The sequence below is a fragment of the Flavonifractor sp. An4 genome, assembly GCF_002161755.1.
GTDB lineage: Bacteria > Bacillota > Clostridia > Oscillospirales > Oscillospiraceae > Flavonifractor > Flavonifractor avicola.
In genome coordinates this window covers 87,617-108,310 of record NZ_NFIL01000006.1, presented here as the reverse complement: position 1 = coordinate 108,310, position 20,694 = coordinate 87,617, and the positions used below count along the sequence as shown (strand labels likewise).

Genomic DNA, 20,694 nt, shown 5'->3' with positions numbered 1-20,694 from the left:
AAAAGAGGATAGGATGGGGGAGAAAAGGGTATGCTACAGACATCATGTACAGAAACTGTAATATAATTTTAAAAATTATATTACCATTTGCTGTTGACAATATTATAAGATTAGAACTATACTATAAGAGAAGAAAAAATATCTCCTATCAGCTTTGACAGAATGGCAGGTGTATGGTATGAATCAGGAGAATATTTTAAGAGGCAACCCTTCTGCCCTCTATTATCATCCCAAGGCTCGTCCGGTCCGGAAGGTGAAACAAGCGCGGGACCCCTATGACGGTCTGCGGCCCTGGTCGGCCATTACCCACGGCATGGGCGCGGCGCTGGCCGCCGTGGGCACGGTGCTGTTGGTGGCCCGCTGCCTGCTGGAGGAGCTGAGCGTGTGGCATCTGGTCTCCTTCCTGATTTATGGGATCAGCATGGTGGGCCTGTATACCGCCAGCACCCTGTACCACTGCATCAATACCAGCGTGGCCGGTCGTATCGCCCTGCGGAAGTATGACCACGCCTCTATCTATTTTCTCATCGCCGGCAGCTACACCCCTGTGTGTCTGGTAGCCCTGCGGGAGATGGGCGGTTGGGGCTGGAGCCTCTTCGGCGTGATCTGGGGGCTGGCTCTGGCGGGACTGGTGCTCACCTTGGTATGGCTCTCCGCCCCCCGCTGGCTCACCTCCGGCATCTATATCGCCATGGGCTGGCTGGCCATCATTGCTTTGGTGCCCCTGATGCAGGTGCTGCCTGGGGCGGGAATGTTTTGGGTGCTGGGCGGCGGTGTGCTCTATACCATCGGCGGTGTACTCTACGCCGTCAAGTGGCCTGGCCGCAATAACCCCAAGTTCGGCTGCCATGAGATCTTCCATGTGTTTATACTGGCGGGCTCCCTGTTCCACTTCATGCTGATGTATCAGGTAATCGCCGCGCTGTAAATCAAGCAAAAGCCCCCCGGCTTGGCCGGGGGGCTTTCTTTATAGATTGGTGTATCCCATCAAATACTGATCTACGTCCCGGGCGGCCTCACGGCCCTCCCGGATGGCCCACACTACCAGAGACTGGCCCCGGCGCATATCGCCAGCGGCAAAGACGCCGGGTACGGTGGTGGCGTAACCGCCTTCCGCCGTTTTGACACAGGAGCGGGGAGTGCGTTCCAGTCCGAAAAGCTCGGGTACATAGTCCTGGGGTCCCAGGAACCCGGCGGCAATGAGGAGCAGGTCGCAGTCCAGCACCGCTTCGGTGTCGGCGATGGGCTGGTGGTCGGGACCCAGCTTGACGGTTTTCACCGCCTTCAGCTTGCCGTGCTCGTCACCCATCAATTCGGCCACAGTAGTCTCATAGACCCGGGGATCGTGGCCAAAGAGGGCGATGGCCTCCTCCTGTCCGTAATCGGTCTTGCACACCCTTGGCCACTCCGGCCAGGGGTTATTTTCTGCCCGTTGATCGGGGGCCTTGGGCATCATCTCCAGCTGGGTCACGCTGGCGCAGCCGTGGCGGATGCAGGTGCCAACGCAGTCGTTGCCGGTGTCGCCGCCACCTACGATGACAACGTGCTTGCCCTTGGCGGAGGGGTAGGTGCCCTCGGCCAGGTCGTGGGTCAGCAGGGAACGGGTGGTCTCCTTTAAAAAGTCCACCGCGAACCACACCCCGTCCAGCTCCCGGCCGGGAACGGCCAGATCCCGGGGCTGGGCAGCGCCGCAGCACAGCACAACTGCGTCAAAGTCCCGCCGCAGCTGCTCCGGGCTGAGGTCCTTGCCCACATCCACGCCGGTACGGAACGTGATTCCCTCAACGGCCATCTTGTCCAGCCGCCGCTGGACCACCGGCTTTTCCAGCTTCATGTTGGGAATGCCATACATCAAAAGGCCTCCGGGCCGGTCCTCCCGCTCAAAGACGGTAACGCTGTGGCCCCGATGGTTGAGCTGGTCGGCACAGGCCAGACCGGCAGGGCCAGAACCAACCACCGCGACCTTTTTGCCGGTGCGGGCTTTGGGAGGACGGGGGGACATGAGGCCCCGGTCCCAGGCGTCCTCGATGATACCCAACTCATTGTCCTTTACGGTAACCGGGTCTCCATGGAGACCGCAGGTGCAGGCTGCCTCGCACAGGGCGGGGCACACCCGACCGGTAAACTCAGGGAAGTTATTGGTCTTTAAAAGCCGCTCCAGTGCATGGGTAAAGTTGCCGGTGTACACCAGGTCGTTCCACTCGGGGATCAGGTTGTGGAGGGGACAGCCGGACACCATGCCGTTCAGTACCGCCCCCGACTGACAGAAGGGTACGCCGCACTCCATGCACCGGGCGCCCTGCCGCCGCCGGTCGTCCCGGCCCAGCCGGGGGTGAAACTCGTTGTAGTGCTTGATGCGCTCCAGAGGGGTCTCAGAGGGATTCCCCCTGCGCTGATATTCCATAAATCCTGTGGGTTTTCCCATGGTTATTCCCCCTTCTGGTGGGTATTGACATAGAAGGCCTCTACCTGGGCCTCCTCCCGGCTCATGCCCTTCTCCTCATACTGGGCGATGGTGCGCAGCATCCGGTCGTAGTCGTGGGGCAGGATCTTCTTGAACAGAGGCAGATAATCCTCAAAGTGAGTCAAAATACAGCTTGCCTTGGCCGAGCCGGTGGCGTCGGCGTGGGCCTGGATCAGTTCCCGCAGTTCGGCGGCGTCGTGCTTCTCCGTGACCGGCTCCATGGATACCAGAGCCTTGTTGAGCCGCAGGTACAGGTCCCGGTGCTCATCCAGCACATAGGCCACGCCGCCGCTCATACCGGCGGCAAAGTTCTTGCCGGTGGGGCCCAGGACCACCACCCGGCCGCCGGTCATATACTCGCAGCCGTGGTCGCCCACGCCCTCCACCACGGCGGTGGCGCCCGAGTTGCGGACACAGAAACGCTCGCCCGCCACGCCGTTCAGGTAGGCCTGGCCGCTGGTGGCGCCGTAGAGGGCTACGTTGCCTACCAGGATGTTTTTCGCGGGATCAAAGGTGCTGTCCTTGGGGGGATAGACCACCAGACGGCCGCCGGAGAGGCCCTTGCCCAGGTAGTCGTTGGCGTCGCCCTCCAGCTCCAGAGTCAGGCCCTTGGGCAGGAAAGCGCCGAAGGACTGGCCGCCGCCGCCGGTGCACTTGACCGTAAAGGTGCCGCCGGGCAGGCTGTCGCCGTGGAGACGGGTAATGTCGGAGCCCAGAATGGTGCCCACCGCCCGGTCGGTGGAGGAGACCGCCACCTCCAGGCGCTTGGGAGCGCCCTGGGCCAGTGCGCTGCCCAGCTTGCGCTCCAGCACCTTCAGGTCCACAGTATCCTCCAGATGGAAGTCGTAGACGTCGGCGGGATCGAAGTGGGTCTTTTCCGCGCCTACATAGGGGTTGTCCAGAATGGCGGACAGGTCCACCGTGGCGGCCCGGTCATTGACTGCCGGGGTGCGGACGGCCAGAAGGTCGGTGCGGCCCACCAGCTCCTCCACGGTGTGCACACCCAGCTTGGCCATATGCTCCCGCAGTTCCTGGGCGATGAAGCGCATAAAGTTGACCACATATTCCGGCTTGCCGGCAAAGCGCTTACGAAGCTCAGGGTTTTGGGTGGCAACGCCTACAGGGCAGGTGTCCAGATTGCACACCCGCATCATGACGCAGCCCATGGTCACCAGGGGAGCGGTGGCAAAGCCGAACTCCTCGGCGCCCAGCATACAGGCAATGGCCACATCCCGGCCACTCATCAGCTTGCCGTCGGTTTCCACCACCACCCGGGACCGCAGGCCGTTCTGGATCAGAGTCTGATGGGTTTCCGCCAGGCCCAGCTCCCAGGGCAGACCGGCGTTGTGAATGGAGGTGCGGGGGGCGGCGCCGGTGCCGCCGTCATAGCCGGACACCAGTACCACCTGAGCGCCGGCCTTGGCCACGCCGGCGGCGATGGTGCCCACGCCTGCCTCGCTGACCAGCTTCACCGAGATGCGGGCCTGACGGTTGGCGCACTTCAGGTCGTAGATCAGCTGGGCCAGGTCCTCAATGGAGTAGATGTCGTGGTGGGGCGGGGGAGAAATCAGGGTGACGCCGGGGGTGGAGTGACGGCACCGGGCAATCCAGGGATATACCTTACCTGCAGGCAGATGGCCGCCCTCACCGGGCTTGGCGCCCTGCGCCATCTTGATCTGGATCTCCTTGGCGGACACCAGATATTCACTGGTGACGCCGAATCGCCCGGAAGCCACCTGCTTGATGGCGGAGTTGCGGGCGGGATCTTTCAGACGGTCGGGTTCCTCGCCGCCCTCACCGGAATTGGATTTGCCGCCCAGCAGATTCATGGCCTGGGCCAGACACTCATGGGCCTCCCGGGAGATGGAGCCGTAGCTCATGGCGCCGGTCTTGAAGCGCTTGACAATGGAGTCCACACTCTCCACCTGGTCCAGGGGCAGGGGAGTGTCGGCGTACTTCATGTCCAGCAGGCCGCGGAGGGTGTGGGGACTGGTTTCGTCGTCCACCTGGGCGGTGTATTGCTTGAACAGATCGTAGTCCCCCCGGCGGGTGGCCTGCTGGAGCAGGTGGATGGTCTGGGGATTGTACATATGGTCCTCACCGCCGGACCGGGCCTTGTGGGCGCCCAGAGAGTCCAGGGTAGGATCGGCCCCCAGCCCCAGCGGGTCATAGGCCTTGGAGTGGTTGCGGTCCACCATGGCGGCGATCTCGGTCAGGCCGATGCCGCCCACCCGGGAGACGGTATTGGTGAAGTATTTGTCAATGACCGTCTTGTTGATGCCGATGGCCTCAAAGATCTGGGCGGATTGATAGGACTGGAGGGTGGAAATGCCCATCTTGGAGGCGATCTTTACGATGCCGTGGAGAATGGCGGCGTTGTAGTCGGCCACGGCGGTGTGGTAGTCCTTGTCCAGCAGACCCTCCTCGATGAGCTCCACGATGGTTTCCTCAGCCAGGTAGGGGTTGATGGCACGGGCGCCGTAACCCAGCAGGGTGGCGAAGTGGTGGACATCCCGGGGCTCGGCGGATTCCAGCAGGATGGAGACGGCGGTGCGCTTCTTGGTGCGGATCAGGTGCTGCTCCATGGCGGATACTGCCAGCAGGGAGGGGATGGCCACATGGTTCTCATCCACACCCCGGTCGGAGAGAATAATGATGTTGGCGCCCTTTCGCCAGGCGCGGTCCACTGCCAGCGCCAGATGGTCCAGGGCCCGGTCCAAGGGGGTGTTCTTATAGTAGAGAATGGACACCGTTTCCACCTGGAAGCCAGGCTGGTTCATGGCCTTGATTTTCATCATATCGGTGGAGGTGAGGATGGGGTTGTGGATCTGAAGTACCCGGCAGTTATCCGCCGTTTCAGAGAGCAGATTGCCGTCGTCGCCCACATAGACAGTGGTGTCGGTGACGATCTCCTCACGAATGGCGTCGATAGGCGGGTTGGTCACCTGGGCAAAGAGCTGCTTGAAGTAGCTGAACAGGGGCTGATCCTTGTGGTCCAGCACCGCCAGAGGAATGTCGGTGCCCATGGCGGCAGTAGGCTCGGCACCGGTGCGGGCCATGGGGAGGATGGTGTTGCGCACATCCTCATAGGTGTAGCCAAAGGCCTTCTGGAGGCGGTGAAGCCCTTCTCTGGTGTGGCGCTCTACTCGGCGGTTGGGAATGGGCAGATCCTTTAAATGAAGCAGGTTGCGGTCTAGCCACTCGCCGTAGGGCTGCCGGGCGGCATAGGATTCCTTCAGCTCGTCGTCGCCGATGATGCGGCCCTGGGTGGTGTCCACCAGCAGCATCCGCCCGGGCTGGAGCCGGGATTTCTCCACGATCTGCTCCGCCGGGATATCCAGTACGCCCACCTCGGAGGAGAGGATGAGCCGCCCGTCCCGGGTGACATAATACCGGGAAGGCCGCAGGCCGTTGCGGTCCAGCACCGCCCCTACCACGTCGCCGTCGGAGAAGAGGATGGAGGCCGGGCCGTCCCAGGGCTCCATCAGGGTGGCGTAATATTGGTACAGATCCCGCTTGGACCGGGAGATGGCCTTGTCCTCCATCCAGGGCTCCGGGATACAGGCCATAACGGCCAGAGGCAGGTCCATGCCCGCCATCATGAGGAATTCCAGGGTGTTGTCCAGCATGGCGGAGTCGGAGCCGTTTACATTGACTACCGGCAGCACCTTGTCCATCTGATCGTCCAGCAGGGGAGAGGACATAGTCTCCTCCCGGGCCAGCATCCGGTCCACGTTGCCGCGAATGGTGTTGATTTCACCGTTGTGGGCCATGAGCCGGTTGGGGTGGGCCCGCTCCCAGGAGGGATTGGTGTTGGTGGAGAATCGGGAGTGAACCAGGGCAATGGCGGACTGGTAGTCCTTGCTCTGCAGGTCGGGATAGAACTTCCGCAGCTGGTCCACCAGGAACATTCCTTTATAAACAATGGTGCGGCTGGACAGAGAGGGCACATAGGTGTTGTCGTTGGACTGCTCAAACACCCGGCGGGCGATATAGAGCTTCCGGTCGAAAGGCAGGCCCTGTTCAGTGTCTGTCGGGCGGGCCACAAAGGCCTGCTGGATGACAGGCATCTTGTCCCGGGCCTTTTGCCCCAGGATCTCGGGGCACACCGGTACGTCCCGCCAGCCCAGGAAGGTGAGGCCTTCCTTCTCGGCGATGACCTCGAACATCTTTCTGGCCTGTCCCCGCTTCAGGGTATCCTGGGGGAAGAAAAACATACCAACGCCGTAATCCCGGGGTCCGGGCAGCTGGATGCCTGCCGCCTGGGTAGCCTTGGAGAAAAAGCGGTGGGAGATCTGGACCAAAATACCCACGCCGTCGCCGGTCTTGCCTTCGGCGTCCTTGCCAGCACGGTGTTCCAGCTTCTCCACAATTTTCAGTGCGTCGTCCACTGTCTGGTGGCTGGGTTTGCCCTGGATGTCCACCACGGCCCCGATACCGCAGCTGTCGTGTTCAAAGGCGGGATGATAGAGTCCCCGGGGCGGATAGCCTTCTGTTTTCATGGTTCATTCCCCTTTCCGGGTGAGTTTGGGCAGTGGGACGGTAGTAAAAAACGGCGGCAGTACGTCCCCGACTGCCGCCGTGAGACTGCATTGTCTCGTCCTGTTTAGTTTGCCCTATTCTGCGCTGTCCAGTACCATTTGGGCGGTCTGGAGCAATTTTGTACCGTTGTCCATACTGGACTTCTGTAAAAAGCGGTGGGCCTGCTCCTCTGTCATGCCGTTGCGGTCCATCAGCAGGGCTTTGGCCTGCTGAATGACTTCCAGCTCCTCCGGGGAGCGGCGGGGCCGCAGGGCCCGCTCCAGCCGCCGCCCCATCTGGAGAAGCATCCGCACCGATGCGGTCAGGTCCCCTTTGGATACCGGGGCGGGCAGCTGGAAGAGATCGTCGTTCTGCAGCAGGTCCAGCAGGTTCTGGGAGGCCAGAACCAGGACGGCACAGGAGGAGGGCAGATCGCCTGCCAGAGCCTCCACGCTCTGATCAGCCAGCTTGAAGCCGCAGATCACTGCGGTGACGTGGAGCTTATTTGCCGTGCGGCGGACCTGGTCGGCAGTCTTGCAGAGAATACAGGAGGCCGTGCCTGAGGTCTCCAGGATCTCCTTGATGCGGCTTGCGCTTTTGGTATTTTCAAAGGCAACGATCACCTGTTCCATGGATCATCACTCCCAACTGTGAGGAGGGTGTTGCTGAGAAATCAATAGTTGATGATGTACTTCTCCCGCTCCCAGGAGGATACACGGGTGCGGTACTCATCCCATTCGGCTTCCTTGCCGGCCAGATAGTTGCTGGTAATGTGCTCGCCCAGAGTGTCCATAATGAGGGAGTCGGCCTTCATAGCCTGGATGGCCTCCTCCAGGGAGCTGGGCAGGGAGTCGATGCCGTGGGCCTCGCGGGTGGCCTGATCCATCACAAAGATGTTCTCGGTGACCTCCGCCGGGGGAACCATGCCCTTCTCGATGCCGTCCAGACCGGCGGCCAGGCAGACGGCCAGTTCCAGGTAGGGGTTGCAGGCCGGGTCGGGGGAGCGGAGCTCCACACGAGTGGACTGGCCGCGGGAGGCGGGGATGCGGATGAGGGCGGAGCGGTTGGAGGCGGACCAGGCCAGGTAGCAGGGGGCCTCATAGCCGGGCACCAGACGCTTGTAGGAGTTGACCAGAGGGTTGGTTACGGCGGCCATGCCCTTCACATGGGCCAGCAGACCGGCGATGAAGGAGTAGGCTTCCTTGGACAGGCCCCGCTCGTCACTGGGATCGTAGAATGCGTTCTTGCCGCCCCGGAACAGGGACATATTGGTGTGCATTCCCGAGCCGTTGATGCCGAAGATGGGCTTTGGCATAAAGGTGGCGTGAAGGCCGTTCTTCTGGGCCAGGGTCTTGACCGCCAGCTTGAAGGTCATGATGTTGTCGGCAGCGTGAAGGGCTTCCTCGTACTTGAAGTCGATCTCGTGCTGACCTGCGGCCACTTCGTGGTGGCTGGCCTCGATCTCGAAGCCCATCTGCTCCAGGGCCATACAGATCTCCCGGCGGGTGCCCTCGCCGTGGTCCAGGGGGCCCAGATCGAAGTAGCCCGCCTCGTCGTTGGTCTTGGTGGTAGGACGGCCCTCGTCGTCGGTCTGGAATAGGAAGAACTCGGCCTCGGGGCCTACGTTGAAGGCATCGTAGCCCATGTCCTTCGCCCGCTGGAGGACCCGCTTCAGGGTGCCTCGGGGGTCGCCCACAAAGGGGGTGCCGTCGGGGTTGTGGACGTCGCAGATCAGACGGGCCACCTTGCCGTGGCTGGGCCGCCAGGGGAAAACCACGAAGGAGTTCAGATCAGGATAGAGATACTGGTCAGACTCGTCGATACGGACAAAACCCTCGATGGAGGAACCGTCGAACATGATTTGATTGTTGACCGCCTTCTCAATCTGGGAGGCGGTGATGGCCACATTCTTCAGCTGACCAAAGATGTCGGTGAACTGGAGGCGGATAAACTCAATATCCTCCTCATGGACGATGCGGATGATATCTTCCTTGGTGTACGACATTGCAGGTATCTCCTTTCCTTCTTTCATATTGAAAGAAAAAGAAGAAGGCGCTCCCACCCTGGCCGGGTTGGAACGCCTTCGTTCTCAACTGATGGTGTAAGTATAGTGTGGACAGCTGTTTTTGTCAATAGGAAATTAACGGAATAGACGAATTTAGGAAAGATAACTGTAAAACAAATGCTTTTGTGAGCTAAATTTTATGCAACTAGTGACATAAGGACTTGCACAAATGGGGCGTTAAGCTTGCCGATGGCGATGAGCGGCAGCGGCCACAAAGCCGTGGAACAGGGGATGAGGACGATTGGGGCGGCTCTTAAACTCCGGATGGTACTGCACGCCCACATAGAAGGGGCTGTGGGGCAGTTCCACCGCCTCTACCAGCCGGCCGTCGGGGGAAAGACCGCTGAGTATCAGCCCGGCCTCAGTGAGGATCTCCCGGAACTGGTTATTGAATTCATAGCGGTGGCGGTGCCGTTCCTGGGTCAGGGGTGCGCCGTAGCAGCGGGCCAGCATGGTACCGGGCTGGACGGCGCAGGGATAGGCCCCAAGCCGCAGGGTGCCGCCCTTGTCAATCTCGTCGCTCTGGCCGGGCATAAAGTCAATGACCTTGTGGGGGCACTTAGGTTCAAACTCACCGGAGTGGGCGTCTGTCAGCCCGGCCACATGGCGGGCAAACTCGATGACCGCCACCTGCATCCCCAGACAGATACCCAGATAGGGGACCTGGTGTTCCCGGGCGTACCGGGCGGCCAGGATCATGCCCTCGATGCCCCGGGAGCCAAAGCCGCCGGGCACCAGAATGCCGTCCAGATCCTTCAGTACCTGGGTGTAATTTTCTTCGGTAACGGTCTCCGAGTCGATCCAGCGAATGTGGATCCTGGCTCCCAGGGGATATCCGGCGTGGCGGAGAGCCTCGGCTACTGACAGATAGGCATCGTGGAGCTGTACGTATTTGCCCACCAGACCAATGGTGACAGTGGAGCGCAGACCTTTGATCTGTTCCACCAGGGCGGTCCACTCGGCCAGGTCGGGTGCGGGGGCCTCCAGTCCCAGCTCCCGACACACCACAGAGGAAAAACCAGCGGCCTCCAGCATCAGCGGAGCCTCATAGAGGGTGGGGAGGGTAACATTTTCAATAACGCAGTCCGGCTTCACATTGCAGAACCCGGCAATCTTTTCAAAAATACTGCGGTCGGTAATCGGCTCGTCGCACCGCAGCACGATGAGGTCGGGAGAGATACCCATGCCCTGCAATTCTTTGACCGAGTGCTGGGTGGGCTTGGACTTGTGCTCACCGGAGGCCTTCAGATAGGGAACCAGGGTTACATGAATGTAGAGGGCGTTGCCCTGTCCCACCTCTCGGCCTACCTGACGGATGGCCTCCAAAAAGGGCTGGCTCTCCATATCGCCGGTGGTGCCGCCGATCTCAGTGATCACCACATCCGCGTTTGTTTTCCGGCCTACAGCGTAGATAAAGCGCTTGATTTCGTCGGTGATGTGGGGGATGACCTGCACCGTCTTGCCCAGATACTCTCCCCGGCGCTCTTTGGCGATGACGTTGGAGTATACCCGGCCGGTGGTCAGGTTGGAGAACTGATTCAGATCCTCGTCAATAAAGCGCTCATAGTGGCCCAGATCCAGGTCGGTCTCCGCCCCATCCTCGGTTACAAAGACCTCGCCGTGCTGATAGGGGCTCATGGTGCCCGGGTCCACGTTGATGTACGGGTCCAGTTTCTGAGCGGCCACCTTCAGGCCCCGGGCTTTCAGCAGCCGGCCCAAGGAAGCGGCCGTAATGCCCTTGCCTAAACCAGAAACCACGCCGCCGGTCACAAAAATATACTTTGTCATCCAATCCCCTCCTGACAATAAAAAAGCGAGGGCGTCCATCAAAGGAGGCAGTACGGCCTCATTTCATGGAACGCCCTCGTTCACGGCGGATACTTTACCACCACAGGGACGGTTTGTCAAGATTTTGGGCGGGATTTGAAGAGCAGCGCCCCCAGCAGGCCGAAAAGCACCGCCGCGGTGATCCCGCCTGCCGCGGCAGTAATGCCGCCGGTCAGAATGCCCAGTGCGCCTTTTTCTGCCACTGCCTCCGCCACACCCTTGGACAGCAGATAGCCGAAGCCGGTGAGGGGCACGGTGGCTCCTGCTCCGCCCCACTCTACCAGCCAGGGGTAGATCCCAAGTCCGCCCAGAATTACCCCGGCCACCACATAGGAGACCAGGATGCGGGCGGGGGTGAGGGAGGTCTTGTCAATGAGAATCTGCCCGATGAGGCAGAGGGTCCCGCCGCAGAGAAAGACCCGGGCATAGGTCCAGAAAATCTCCATGGATATACCTCACTTTCTGATGTCCAGCGCCACCGCATGGCAGATGGCGGGGATGCTCTCCCCCTGCTGGGAGGAGGTGGGAGAGAGGAGAGCGCCGGTGCCGCAGAACAGGATACGTTTCCAGCGGCCTCCTGCCATACCGTTAAGGAGCATCCCTGCCAGCACCACTGCCGAGCAGCCGCAGCCGGAGCCGCCGCAGTGGACGTCCTGCCCCTCCAGATCGTAGATCAGGGTGCCGCAGTCGTTGAAATTTTTCAGCTCCATGCCGTCCCGGTGGAACCAGTCGGCCACAATGTCACGGCCCAGCTGACCCAAATCGCCGGTGACAATCAGATCGTAGTCGGAGGGCTTGCGGCCCGTGTCCTGAAAATGGGCTGAGAGCGTGGAATAGGCGGCGGGCGCCATAGCGGCGCCCATATTGGCCGCGTCCTTGATGCCCTTGTCCACCACTTTGCCGGTGGTGACGTGGGTGATATAGGGCCCCGGCCCCTGGTCGGCCAGAATGACGCAGCCAGAACCGGTCACCGTCCACTGGGCGGTGGGGGTGCGCTGGCCTCCATATTCCAGGGGGGAGCGGTACTGCCGCTCGGCGGAGCAGAAGTGGGAGGAGGTCATGGCCGCGATCTTTGTGCCGTATCCCCCGTCCAGCAGCATGGAGGCCAGGGACAGACTCTCCGCCATGGTGGAGCAGGCCCCGTACAGCCCAAAGAAGGGCACGTCCTGTCCCCGGACGGCAAAGCCGGAGCCGATACACTGGTTGAGCAGATCTCCCGCCAGCAGGTAGTCCAGACCGGACACACTGAGGCCGGCCTTGCTGAGGGCGGCGGCCAGAGCCAGCTTCTGCATGGCGCTCTCCGCCTTTTCCCAGCTCCGTTCTCCAAAGGAATCGTCCTGGCTGATGTGATCGAAGGTGGCGGCCAGAGGACCCTCCCCTTCTTTCTTGCCCACCACGGCTGCGCTGCCGATGACCGAAGGCGGGTCCTGCAGGGCCACGGTCTGCCGGCCCAGTTTTTTGTTTGCCATATCCTCACCTCTGTTTGCTTGGGCGGCTGTCCGCCTGACAAATACTATTTTGAACGAAAAGTACGCAAAATATGACTCTGGATTTTGTAAGCGGACTGGCTGGTCAATCCGTCCTGTTTGCGTTATAATGTAACATATATATTGCCGGGTCACCGGCACAACCGGCCTTACGGGCCGAACGGGAGGTCCGCTATGGAAGAACAATCCAAACGTACCCTGGCCTATCTGTGCCCTTCCTGCCACCAGAGTGTAGCGGTGGAGCGTACGGTGTTTCAACTGGCGGCGTCCGCCAATGAACTGCCCTGTCCCTGCGGCAAGTCCGCCCTTCGGGTGGAGATGATGGGGGATCGGGTGAGATTGACGGTGCCCTGCCTGTCCTGCGGCCGGGACCACACCGTGACCTGCTCCACCCAGGCGTTCCTGCACCAGAAGGTGCTGGCCTTTTCCTGTGCCCAGTCCGGCCTGGACTGCTGCTATGTGGGTGAAGAAGGGCCGGTATTTGCTGCCCTCCAGCGGCTGGAGGCCGCCGCCGACAAGCTGGAGCGAGCGGAAGGGGAGGAGAAAGGCGCCTTTTTGGACGAGCTGGTGATGCACGAGGTGCTCTCCGAGCTGAAGGAGATTGCCCAGCGGGACGGTATTTCCTGCACCTGCGGGTCCCACCGCTGGAAGCTTCAGGTCAACTACAGCTCCATCGATCTCTTTTGCGCCGACTGCGGAGCTGCCATGCGTATCCCGGCGGCTACCGACAATGACATTGACGACATCTGCTGCAAGACAAAGCTGGTCATCCGTGGTAAAAAGGAGGGGTGAGCGGTGTATTTTGAGAGCGGCTACCCCATTGATTCCCGGGATGTAGACCCCTGGAACCACTGTAAGCCCTCCGGCCTGATGGGCATTTTGCAGGAGGCGGCGGTGGCCGCGGCCTGCGAGCTCCATGCCTCCCGGCCGGAGATGATGGAAAAGTACAATCTGTTTTGGATGTTGGCCCGGATGTGGTACCGACTGGACCGGCCACTGAAGTGGAATGAGACCCTCAGCATCCGCACCTGGCACCGGGGCGGCAGCGGCGCCTCCAGCTACCGGGATTTTGACCTGTTTGTGGACGGTAAGCCGGTAGGTGAAGCGGTGTCCGTATGGGTGCTGGCCGACGCGGATACCCACCGCCTGGCCCGTATGAGCAAGATAGAGGAGTTCCAGGGTACCGACGGGGGCGAGTTGTGTAAGGACAAGAGCCTCTCCCGGTTCAAATTGCCCCAGGAGATGGCGGCGGCGGATCATCGGGCTATGCACTACAGCGATACCGATATCAACGGTCATGTGAACAATGTTCGCTATGCCGACTTCATCTGCGATGCCATCCGAATGGATCAGCTGGGGCAGGATTTTTACGTCTCTGCCCTCCAGGTGGACTATCTGGCGGAGTGTATGGCGGGTGAGACCATCACTCTCTTTACCGGAGAGCAGGATGGTCTGCGCTATGTCCGGGGCGCTGATGCGGCTGGAAAAAGCCGTTTTGAAGGTGCGGTTACCCTGACGCCACTTGACAGAGCGTCTGCAATCAAGTAGAATAGGTAAAATTTTATAAAAAGAAAAAGGAGATGCACTATGGTCAACACTGACGAGCACCAGAAGTTTCTGAAGCAGGGCCTTACCTTTGACGACGTGCTGCTCATCCCCGCGGAGAGCGACGTTCTGCCTGCGGACATCGACCTGCACACCAGACTCACCCGCAAAATCAAACTGAATGTGCCCCTGATGAGCGCTGCCATGGACACGGTGACCGAGTACCGCATGGCCATCGCCATTGCCCGTGAAGGCGGCATCGGCATCATCCACAAGAATATGTCCATCGGCGCTCAGGCTGAGCAGGTGGACATGGTCAAGCGCAGTGAGAACGGCGTTATCACCAACCCCTTCTGGCTGGCTCCCGGCCATACGCTGGCCGAGGCCGACGCCCTGATGGCCAAGTACCGGATCTCCGGCGTGCCCATCTGTAAGGACGGCAAGCTCATCGGTATCATCACCAACCGGGACATGAAGTTTGAGACCGACATGAGCCAGCTGGTGGACAACGTCATGACCAAGGACAACCTGGTCACCGCCAAGGAGGGCGTCACCCTGGAGGAGGCCAAGGAAATCCTCCGCAAGCACAAGATTGAGAAGCTGCCCATCGTGGACGACGAGTACCGCCTGAAGGGCCTCATCACCATCAAGGACATTGAGAAGGCCACCGTGTATCCCAACTCCGCCCGCGACGACAAGGGCCGCCTGCTGGTGGGCGCCGCCATCGGCGTCACCTCCGACGTGCTGGATCGTGTGCGCGCTCTGGTGGATGCCGGCGCCGACGTGCTGTGCCTGGACTCCGCCCACGGCCACTCCCACAATATTCTGGACTGTGTCCGCCGCATCAAAGCCGTCTACCCCGACGTGCAGCTGATTGCCGGCAATGTGGCTACCGCCGAGGGTACCCGCGCCCTCATTGAGGCGGGTGCCGACTGCGTGAAGATCGGTATTGGCCCCGGCTCCATCTGTACCACCCGCGTGGTGGCCGGTATCGGCGTGCCCCAGATCACCGCTGTCTATGATGCCGCCCGTGTGGCTGCTGAGTACGACATTCCCATCATCGCTGACGGCGGCGTGAAGTACTCCGGCGATATCGCCAAGGCTCTGGCCGCCGGCGCCAACGTGGTCATGCTGGGCTCTCTGCTGGCCGGCTGTGAGGAGTCCCCCGGGGACACCGAGGTCTATCAGGGCCGTCAGTTCAAGGTCTACCGCGGCATGGGCTCTCTGGGCGCCATGGCCTGCGGCTCCAAGGACCGTTACTTCCAGCAGAACAACAAGAAGCTGGTGCCCGAAGGCGTGGAAGGCCGCGTACCCTACAAGGGACTGACCGGCGACACCATCTACCAGCTCACCGGCGGCCTGCGGGCCGGTATGGGCTACACCGGCTGCCACAACATTGAGGAGCTGCACACCAAGGCTCAGTTCATGCAGATCACCGCTGCCGGTCTGAAGGAGTCCCATCCCCACGATATCTATATCACCAAGGAAGCTCCCAACTATACCGTCAATCCCCAGTAAGGTATGGAGCGTATCACCGAAAAGGATTCTTCCGGTCGCTGGAGCATCCCGTCGGAGCAGAACGAAGCTGCCGCTGCCCGTCTGGCCGCCTTTGAAAATGCCTATGAGCGCCTGATCGCCCGCCAGGGTGAGATCGCTGCCAAAATGGAGGCGTTGAAGGCCCAGGGGAAGCAAAAGACGGCTCAGTTCCGGGAGCTGTTTGGGGAAAAGCTCATGAATCAGAATACCCTGGCGCTGTGGGAGACTTACGGCGTTCGGTAAAGTACCAAAAAGGGGACTGCCGCCTTTGCGGCAGTCCCCTTTTGTGCGCGGTGCATTGTGTGGGAGCGGTAAATATGCTATAATCTCACCACTGACCAAAAAGGAGGGAGTACCATGCTCAAGCTGCTGTTGGGCCGGGCGGGCACCGGCAAGACCTACGCCATGCTTACCGCTATGGGGGCGGCTACCCGGCCACAGGTTCTCATCGTGCCCGAGCAGCACTCCCACGACATGGAACGGCAGCTGTGTGCCATTGGCGGAAACGCGGTCTCTCTCCACGCTGAGGTGCTCTCCTTCACACGGCTTGCTAACCGGGTGTTCTCTGCCCACGGCGGTCTGGCGGCGCCCACTCTGGATCAGGGAGGCCGGCTGCTGCTGCTGTATACCGCACTCAAGTCGGTGGCCGATCAGCTCAAAGTGTACCAGCGACCCTCCCGCAAGCCCGCCTTTCTCAGCAGTCTGCTGGCCACGGTGGACGAATTGAAAAGCTGCTGCATCAGCCCCGAACAGCTGTGGGAGGCAGGCAGCGACACCGGAGGCGGGGAGGGGGACAAGCTCACCGACCTCTCCCTCATCTTTGGTGCCTATGAGGCCTTGACTGCCCAACGGTGGGCCGATCCCCGGGACAAACTGACCCGGCTGGCTGAGCAGCTGACCCGGACCAAGTGGGCGGCGGGCAAGGACTTCTATGTGGATGCTTTCACCGACTTCACCCCCCAGGAGCGGCAGGTGCTTTCCGCGCTGCTGGATAAGGGCGCCTCGGTGACGGTGGCCCTGACCTGCGATCAGCTGGAGGAGGACGAGGGGGGTACCGGTATCTTTTCCCCCGCCCGGCGTACTGCCCGGCAGCTGCTGCGGCTGGCCAAGGACCGAGGCGTGCCTGCTCAGGTGGAGGTGCTGACGGGGGACCGGACCGGCCGGACAGCTGCCCTGGCCCACTTGGAAGGCAATCTGTTTGCTCCCCGACCTGTCCCTCTGGAGGAAGGCGGGGAGGAGGTGACCCTTTTCACCGCCAACACCCCCTACTCCGAGGTGGAGTGGACGGCGGCGGAGATCCTGCGCCTGGTGCGGGAGGAGGGCTATCGCTTCCGGGACATCGCCGTGTGTGCCCGCAGCATGGAGGGGTATGGACCCACCATTGAAACGGTGTTTGCCCGCTACGGGGTACCGGTATTTCTCAGCCGCATGAGTGACATCCTGGAAAAGCCCATCCTAACCTTCATTACTGCGGCACTGGATACCGTATCCGGGGGCTACCGGTACGATGATCTCTTCCGATGCCTCAAAACCGGCCTCACTGATTTGAGTCAGGAGGATGTAGATCTGTTGGAAAACTATGCCCTGACCTGGGGTCTGGAGGGAAGTGCCTGGACCGGCAAAAAGGACTGGACCAACCACCCCAAGGGCTATGGGCGCAAATTCACCGAGGAGGATACCGCCCTGCTGGCCCGGCTCAACGGCCTGCGGCGGCAGGTGACCGCCCCTCTGGAGGAGCTGCGGAAGCAGCCGGACAAGACAGGAAAGGGCCAGGCCATGGCTCTCTACCGCCTGCTGGAGGCTATGGGGGTACCCGAGCGTCTGGCACAGCGGACCCAGGAACTGCAAGAGCGGGATCAGGCCGCCCTGGCGGAGGAGTACGCCCAGCTGTGGGACATTTTGTGCGGCGGTCTGGAACAGTGCGCCCAGATCCTGGGGGATACCCCCATGGAGCTGGAGGAGTTCTCCAGACTGTTCTCTCTGGTACTCTCTCAGTACGACGTGGGTTCCATCCCTGTGTCCCTGGACCGGGTGAACGCTGGCGAAATGCCCCGGCTGGCTCACAAGGGGTACCGTGCGGTGTTCCTGCTGGGGGCGGACGACGGGGCTATCCCGGCGGTGTCCCCCTCTCCCGGCCTGCTCAGCGACGATGACCGCAGCCTGCTGGCCTCCTATGGCCTGGAGCCTGCTCCACGGACAGGGGACAAGCTGTACCGGGAGATGACCATCGTCTATGAGACCTGCGCCCTGCCTCGGGAACGGTTTTATGTCAGCTGGTCTGCCGCAAGGGCCCAGGGAGAAGAGCACCGCCCTGCCTTCCTGGTGTCAAGGCTGAAAGCCCTGCTGCCCCATCTGCGCCGGGTGGAAGAGGGAAGGCTGGACGGTTCCTTCCGCCTGGCGGCCCCACGGCCTGCGCTGGAGCTGGCTGGACGGTTCCCCCAGGCGGCGGCAGCCCTCACGGCTCTGCCGGAGTATGCCCCCCTGGTGGAGCGGATGACCTCTGCTGCCTGCCGGGAACGGGGGCGGCTGTCAAGACCGGCGGTGGATGTACTCTACGGGCGGCGGGTGCCCATGTCGGCCTCCCGAATGGACAAGTACAAGGCCTGCCACTTCTCCTACTTCATGCAGTATGGACTGAAGGCGGAGCCCCGGCGGGCCGCCGGATTCCAGGCCCCTGAGTACGGCACCTTTATCCACTTTGTGCTGGAACACGTCCTCAAAGCCTGCCAGGAGCGAGGGGGCGTGAAGGAAGTGTCGCCCGAGGAACTGCGTGCCATTACCGATCAGGTGGTGGAGCAATATGTGCAGGAAGAGCTGGGGGGACTGGAGGGGGAGAGCCCCCGGTTCCAGTATCTGTTCCGCCGCCTTCGCAAGTCGGTGTACGCCGTGGTGGACAACGTGGCCCAGGAGCTGCGGGCCTCTCAGTTCCAGCCCATCTCTTTTGAATTGGGCTTCAGCAGCGGCAAAGATTTGCCTCCGGTGGAGCTGAATGTGGACGGGATCACCGTCAGTATCTCCGGCTTTGTGGACCGGGTGGACGGCTGGGTTCACGACGGACGGCTATACCTGCGAATTGTAGACTACAAGACGGGACGCAAGTCATTTGACTTGACAGATATTTGGCATGGAATGGGCCTTCAGATGCTGCTCTATCTTTTCACGCTGGAGCGTGAGGGAAAAGACCTTTACAATCAAGATGTGACAGGGGCTGGCGTCCTTTACCTGCCCGCCAGAGACGCAGTGGTGGCGGGCAGCCGGGCCATGAGCGATGAGGCACGGCAAAAGAAGGTGGACACGGAGCTGCGCCGCAAGGGCGTGGTGCTGGACGACCCCGCCGTGGTGGCCGCTATGGAGGACCCGGAGGAGGGGCCCATCCGTTTCCTGCCCATCCGGGTAAACAAGAGCGGCCAGATCACCGGCGAGGCCCTGGTGTCCGCCCAACGGTTGGGCAAGCTGGCCCGGCACACCGACCATATCCTGCGGGAGATCGGCCAGGAGCTGGCAGCAGGCAACATCAACGCCGACCCCTTTTGGCGAGGACCGGAGCACAATGCCTGCCAGTGGTGCGACTACGCTGCTGCCTGCCATTTTGAGGAGGGCAGGGGGAACGATAAAAAGCGGTGGCTGCCAACCGTCAAGAGCGAGGAGTTCTGGGCGGCTGTGGAGCAAGAGTAAAAGCGCCTCCTGTTTGGGGCAGGCTATAGAAGGCCTGACGTTTAAATCCAACCGAGCAAGCACAAAATCTCCTTAAGAGATAAGAGAAAGGAACTAAAACTCTATGGCGTTTTTTGGAAGCTTTTTGAGCAACACAAGCAACTTCCTCTACACCTATATTTTGATTGCCCTGCTTATCTTCGCGGGGCTCTACTTCACCATCCGTACCAAGGGCGTCCAGTTTCGCCTGTTCCCTGAGGCCATCCGTGTGCTGGGAGAGAAGAAAAAGGACGGCAAGGATATCTCGTCCTTCCAGGCCTTGATGATCTCCACCGCCTCCCGGGTGGGTACCGGCAACATCGCCGGTGTGGCCAACGCCATCATCGCCGCCACCCTCATCGGCGGCTACGGCGCGGTGTTCTGGATGTGGCTGCTGGCCCTCATCGGTGCGGCCTCCGCCTTTATTGAGAGCACCCTGGCCCAGTGCTACAAGGAGAAGCACGGGGAGAACTGGGTAGGCGGCCCAGCCTACTATATCCAGAAAGCCCTGGGCAGCCGCTTCTTCGGTGTGGTGTTTGCCGTGCTGCTCATCGCCTGCTTTGCTTACGGTTTCAACGCCCTCCAGGCCTATAACGCCGGTTCTGCCCTCCAGTATTATCTGCCCGACTACTCCAACAGCATCTGGCCCATGGTGGTGGGCGCGGTGCTGGCCATTCTCACCGGTGTGTGTATCTTTGGCGGCGTGCGCCGCATCAGTGCCATCACCTCCGGCATCGTGCCTGTGATGGCCGCCATCTATATCGCTTTGGGCCTCTTTATCACCATTAAGAACATCGGCCAGGTGCCCCACATGATCTCCCTGATCTTCTCCCAGGCCTTCGATCCCAAGGCCATGTTTGCCGGGATCGGAGCCTCCTGCATCATGCAGGGCATCAAGCGGGGCCTCTACTCCAACGAGGCCGGTATGGGCTCCGCCCCTAACGCCGCTGCTGCCGCCGATGTGTCCCATCCGGTGAAGCAGGGCCTGGTGCAGATGCTGTCCGTGTTCATCGACACCATTGTGATCTGCTCCACCACCGCCTTTATGCTGCTCCTGTCCGGGGTGCCCATTGACGCCTACAGCGAGGGCATGAACTTTGTCCAGGCGGCGGTCCACGCCCAGGTGAGTTCCTTTGGACCCTTCTTCATCACCGTTTCCATTTTCCTCTTTGCTTTCAGTTCCCTGGTGGGTAACTACTACTACACCGAGTCCAACTTTAAATTCATTCGTGACTCCAAGACCGGCCTGATTATCTTCCGGCTGACCTGCGTGGCGGCCATCTTCATCGGCGCCCAGATGAATTTCTCTATGGTGTGGGATCTGGCCGATGTGCTCATGGGTCTGATGGCACTGGTGAATCTGGTGGCCATTCTGCTGCTGGGCGGCAAGGCCCTGAAGGTGCTGAAAGATTATGTGAACCAGAAGAAGGCGGGCAAAAACCCGGTGTACCGCTACGAGGAGGTGGGCATCGGCGATCCCGAGATCTGGAACGAGGCCCATGCCCGCAAGTGGGAGAACTGATATTCCGTAGATAAAACCCAATCCCATAGGAAGG

General features: G+C 61.1%; 14 protein-coding genes. 7 read left to right on the top strand and 7 right to left on the bottom strand.

What is annotated here, in order from left to right; translation table 11 throughout:
* The first annotated feature begins 178 nt into the window (after positions 1 to 178).
* On the top strand, positions 179 to 928 hold the full coding sequence (locus B5F94_RS04645; RefSeq protein WP_087328217.1) for a PAQR family membrane homeostasis protein TrhA: 750 nt from the start codon (positions 179 to 181) through the stop codon (positions 926 to 928).
* A 39-nt stretch (positions 929 to 967) separates the two neighbouring features.
* Here the strand turns inward: B5F94_RS04645 and B5F94_RS04640 are convergent, their stop codons facing one another.
* From B5F94_RS04640 to spoVAD, 7 genes are all read right to left on the bottom strand, one after another.
* Positions 968 to 2,425 (bottom strand): glutamate synthase subunit beta, encoded by a 1,458-nt coding sequence (locus tag B5F94_RS04640; protein ID WP_087328213.1) that lies wholly within the window; start codon positions 2,423 to 2,425, stop codon positions 968 to 970.
* Between the two features lie 2 nt (positions 2,426 to 2,427).
* Positions 2,428 to 6,966: a glutamate synthase large subunit gene (gene gltB, locus B5F94_RS04635; protein WP_087328209.1), complete on the bottom strand. Its 4,539-nt coding sequence runs from the start codon at positions 6,964 to 6,966 to the stop codon at positions 2,428 to 2,430.
* Positions 6,967 to 7,080: 114 nt separating this feature from the next.
* On the bottom strand, positions 7,081 to 7,617 hold the full coding sequence (locus B5F94_RS04630) for an ANTAR domain-containing response regulator (protein ID WP_087328206.1): 537 nt from the start codon (positions 7,615 to 7,617) through the stop codon (positions 7,081 to 7,083).
* A 41-nt stretch (positions 7,618 to 7,658) separates the two neighbouring features.
* On the bottom strand, positions 7,659 to 8,990 hold the full coding sequence (gene glnA / locus B5F94_RS04625) for a type I glutamate--ammonia ligase (RefSeq protein ID WP_087328204.1): 1,332 nt from the start codon (positions 8,988 to 8,990) through the stop codon (positions 7,659 to 7,661).
* Between the two features lie 237 nt (positions 8,991 to 9,227).
* Entirely contained in the window at positions 9,228 to 10,838 is a 1,611-nt protein-coding gene (locus tag B5F94_RS04620; RefSeq protein ID WP_087328200.1) for a CTP synthase, read from the bottom strand.
* A gap of 116 nt (positions 10,839 to 10,954) precedes the next feature.
* Positions 10,955 to 11,323, bottom strand: coding sequence for a stage V sporulation protein AE (spoVAE, locus tag B5F94_RS04615; protein WP_087187410.1), 369 nt, complete (start codon positions 11,321 to 11,323; stop codon positions 10,955 to 10,957).
* A 9-nt stretch (positions 11,324 to 11,332) separates the two neighbouring features.
* Positions 11,333 to 12,346 (bottom strand): stage V sporulation protein AD, encoded by a 1,014-nt coding sequence (gene spoVAD / locus B5F94_RS04610; RefSeq protein WP_087328196.1) that lies wholly within the window; start codon positions 12,344 to 12,346, stop codon positions 11,333 to 11,335.
* A 192-nt stretch (positions 12,347 to 12,538) separates the two neighbouring features.
* Here spoVAD and B5F94_RS04605 point away from each other — a divergent pair, with 192 nt between their 5' ends.
* The 6 genes from B5F94_RS04605 (at position 12,539) to B5F94_RS04580 (ending at position 20,660) form a co-directional block, all read left to right on the top strand.
* A complete protein-coding gene (locus tag B5F94_RS04605; RefSeq protein ID WP_087266333.1) occupies positions 12,539 to 13,156 on the top strand; it encodes a hypothetical protein in 618 nt (205 codons plus the stop codon).
* A gap of 3 nt (positions 13,157 to 13,159) precedes the next feature.
* A complete protein-coding gene (locus B5F94_RS04600) occupies positions 13,160 to 13,912 on the top strand; it encodes an acyl-[acyl-carrier-protein] thioesterase (protein WP_087328193.1) in 753 nt (250 codons plus the stop codon).
* 39 nt (positions 13,913 to 13,951) lie between these two features.
* Positions 13,952 to 15,427 carry an IMP dehydrogenase gene (gene guaB / locus B5F94_RS04595; protein WP_087187407.1) on the top strand — a complete coding sequence of 492 codons (1,476 nt, stop codon included), beginning with the start codon at positions 13,952 to 13,954 and terminating at the stop codon, positions 15,425 to 15,427.
* Positions 15,428 to 15,430: 3 nt separating this feature from the next.
* Positions 15,431 to 15,688 carry a hypothetical protein gene (locus B5F94_RS04590; protein ID WP_087328190.1) on the top strand — a complete coding sequence of 86 codons (258 nt, stop codon included), beginning with the start codon at positions 15,431 to 15,433 and terminating at the stop codon, positions 15,686 to 15,688.
* A gap of 114 nt (positions 15,689 to 15,802) precedes the next feature.
* A complete protein-coding gene (locus B5F94_RS04585; protein WP_087328187.1) occupies positions 15,803 to 19,120 on the top strand; it encodes a PD-(D/E)XK nuclease family protein in 3,318 nt (1,105 codons plus the stop codon).
* A 124-nt stretch (positions 19,121 to 19,244) separates the two neighbouring features.
* Positions 19,245 to 20,660, top strand: coding sequence for an alanine/glycine:cation symporter family protein (locus B5F94_RS04580; RefSeq protein WP_343212786.1), 1,416 nt, complete (start codon positions 19,245 to 19,247; stop codon positions 20,658 to 20,660).
* Positions 20,661 to 20,694 lie beyond the last annotated feature (34 nt).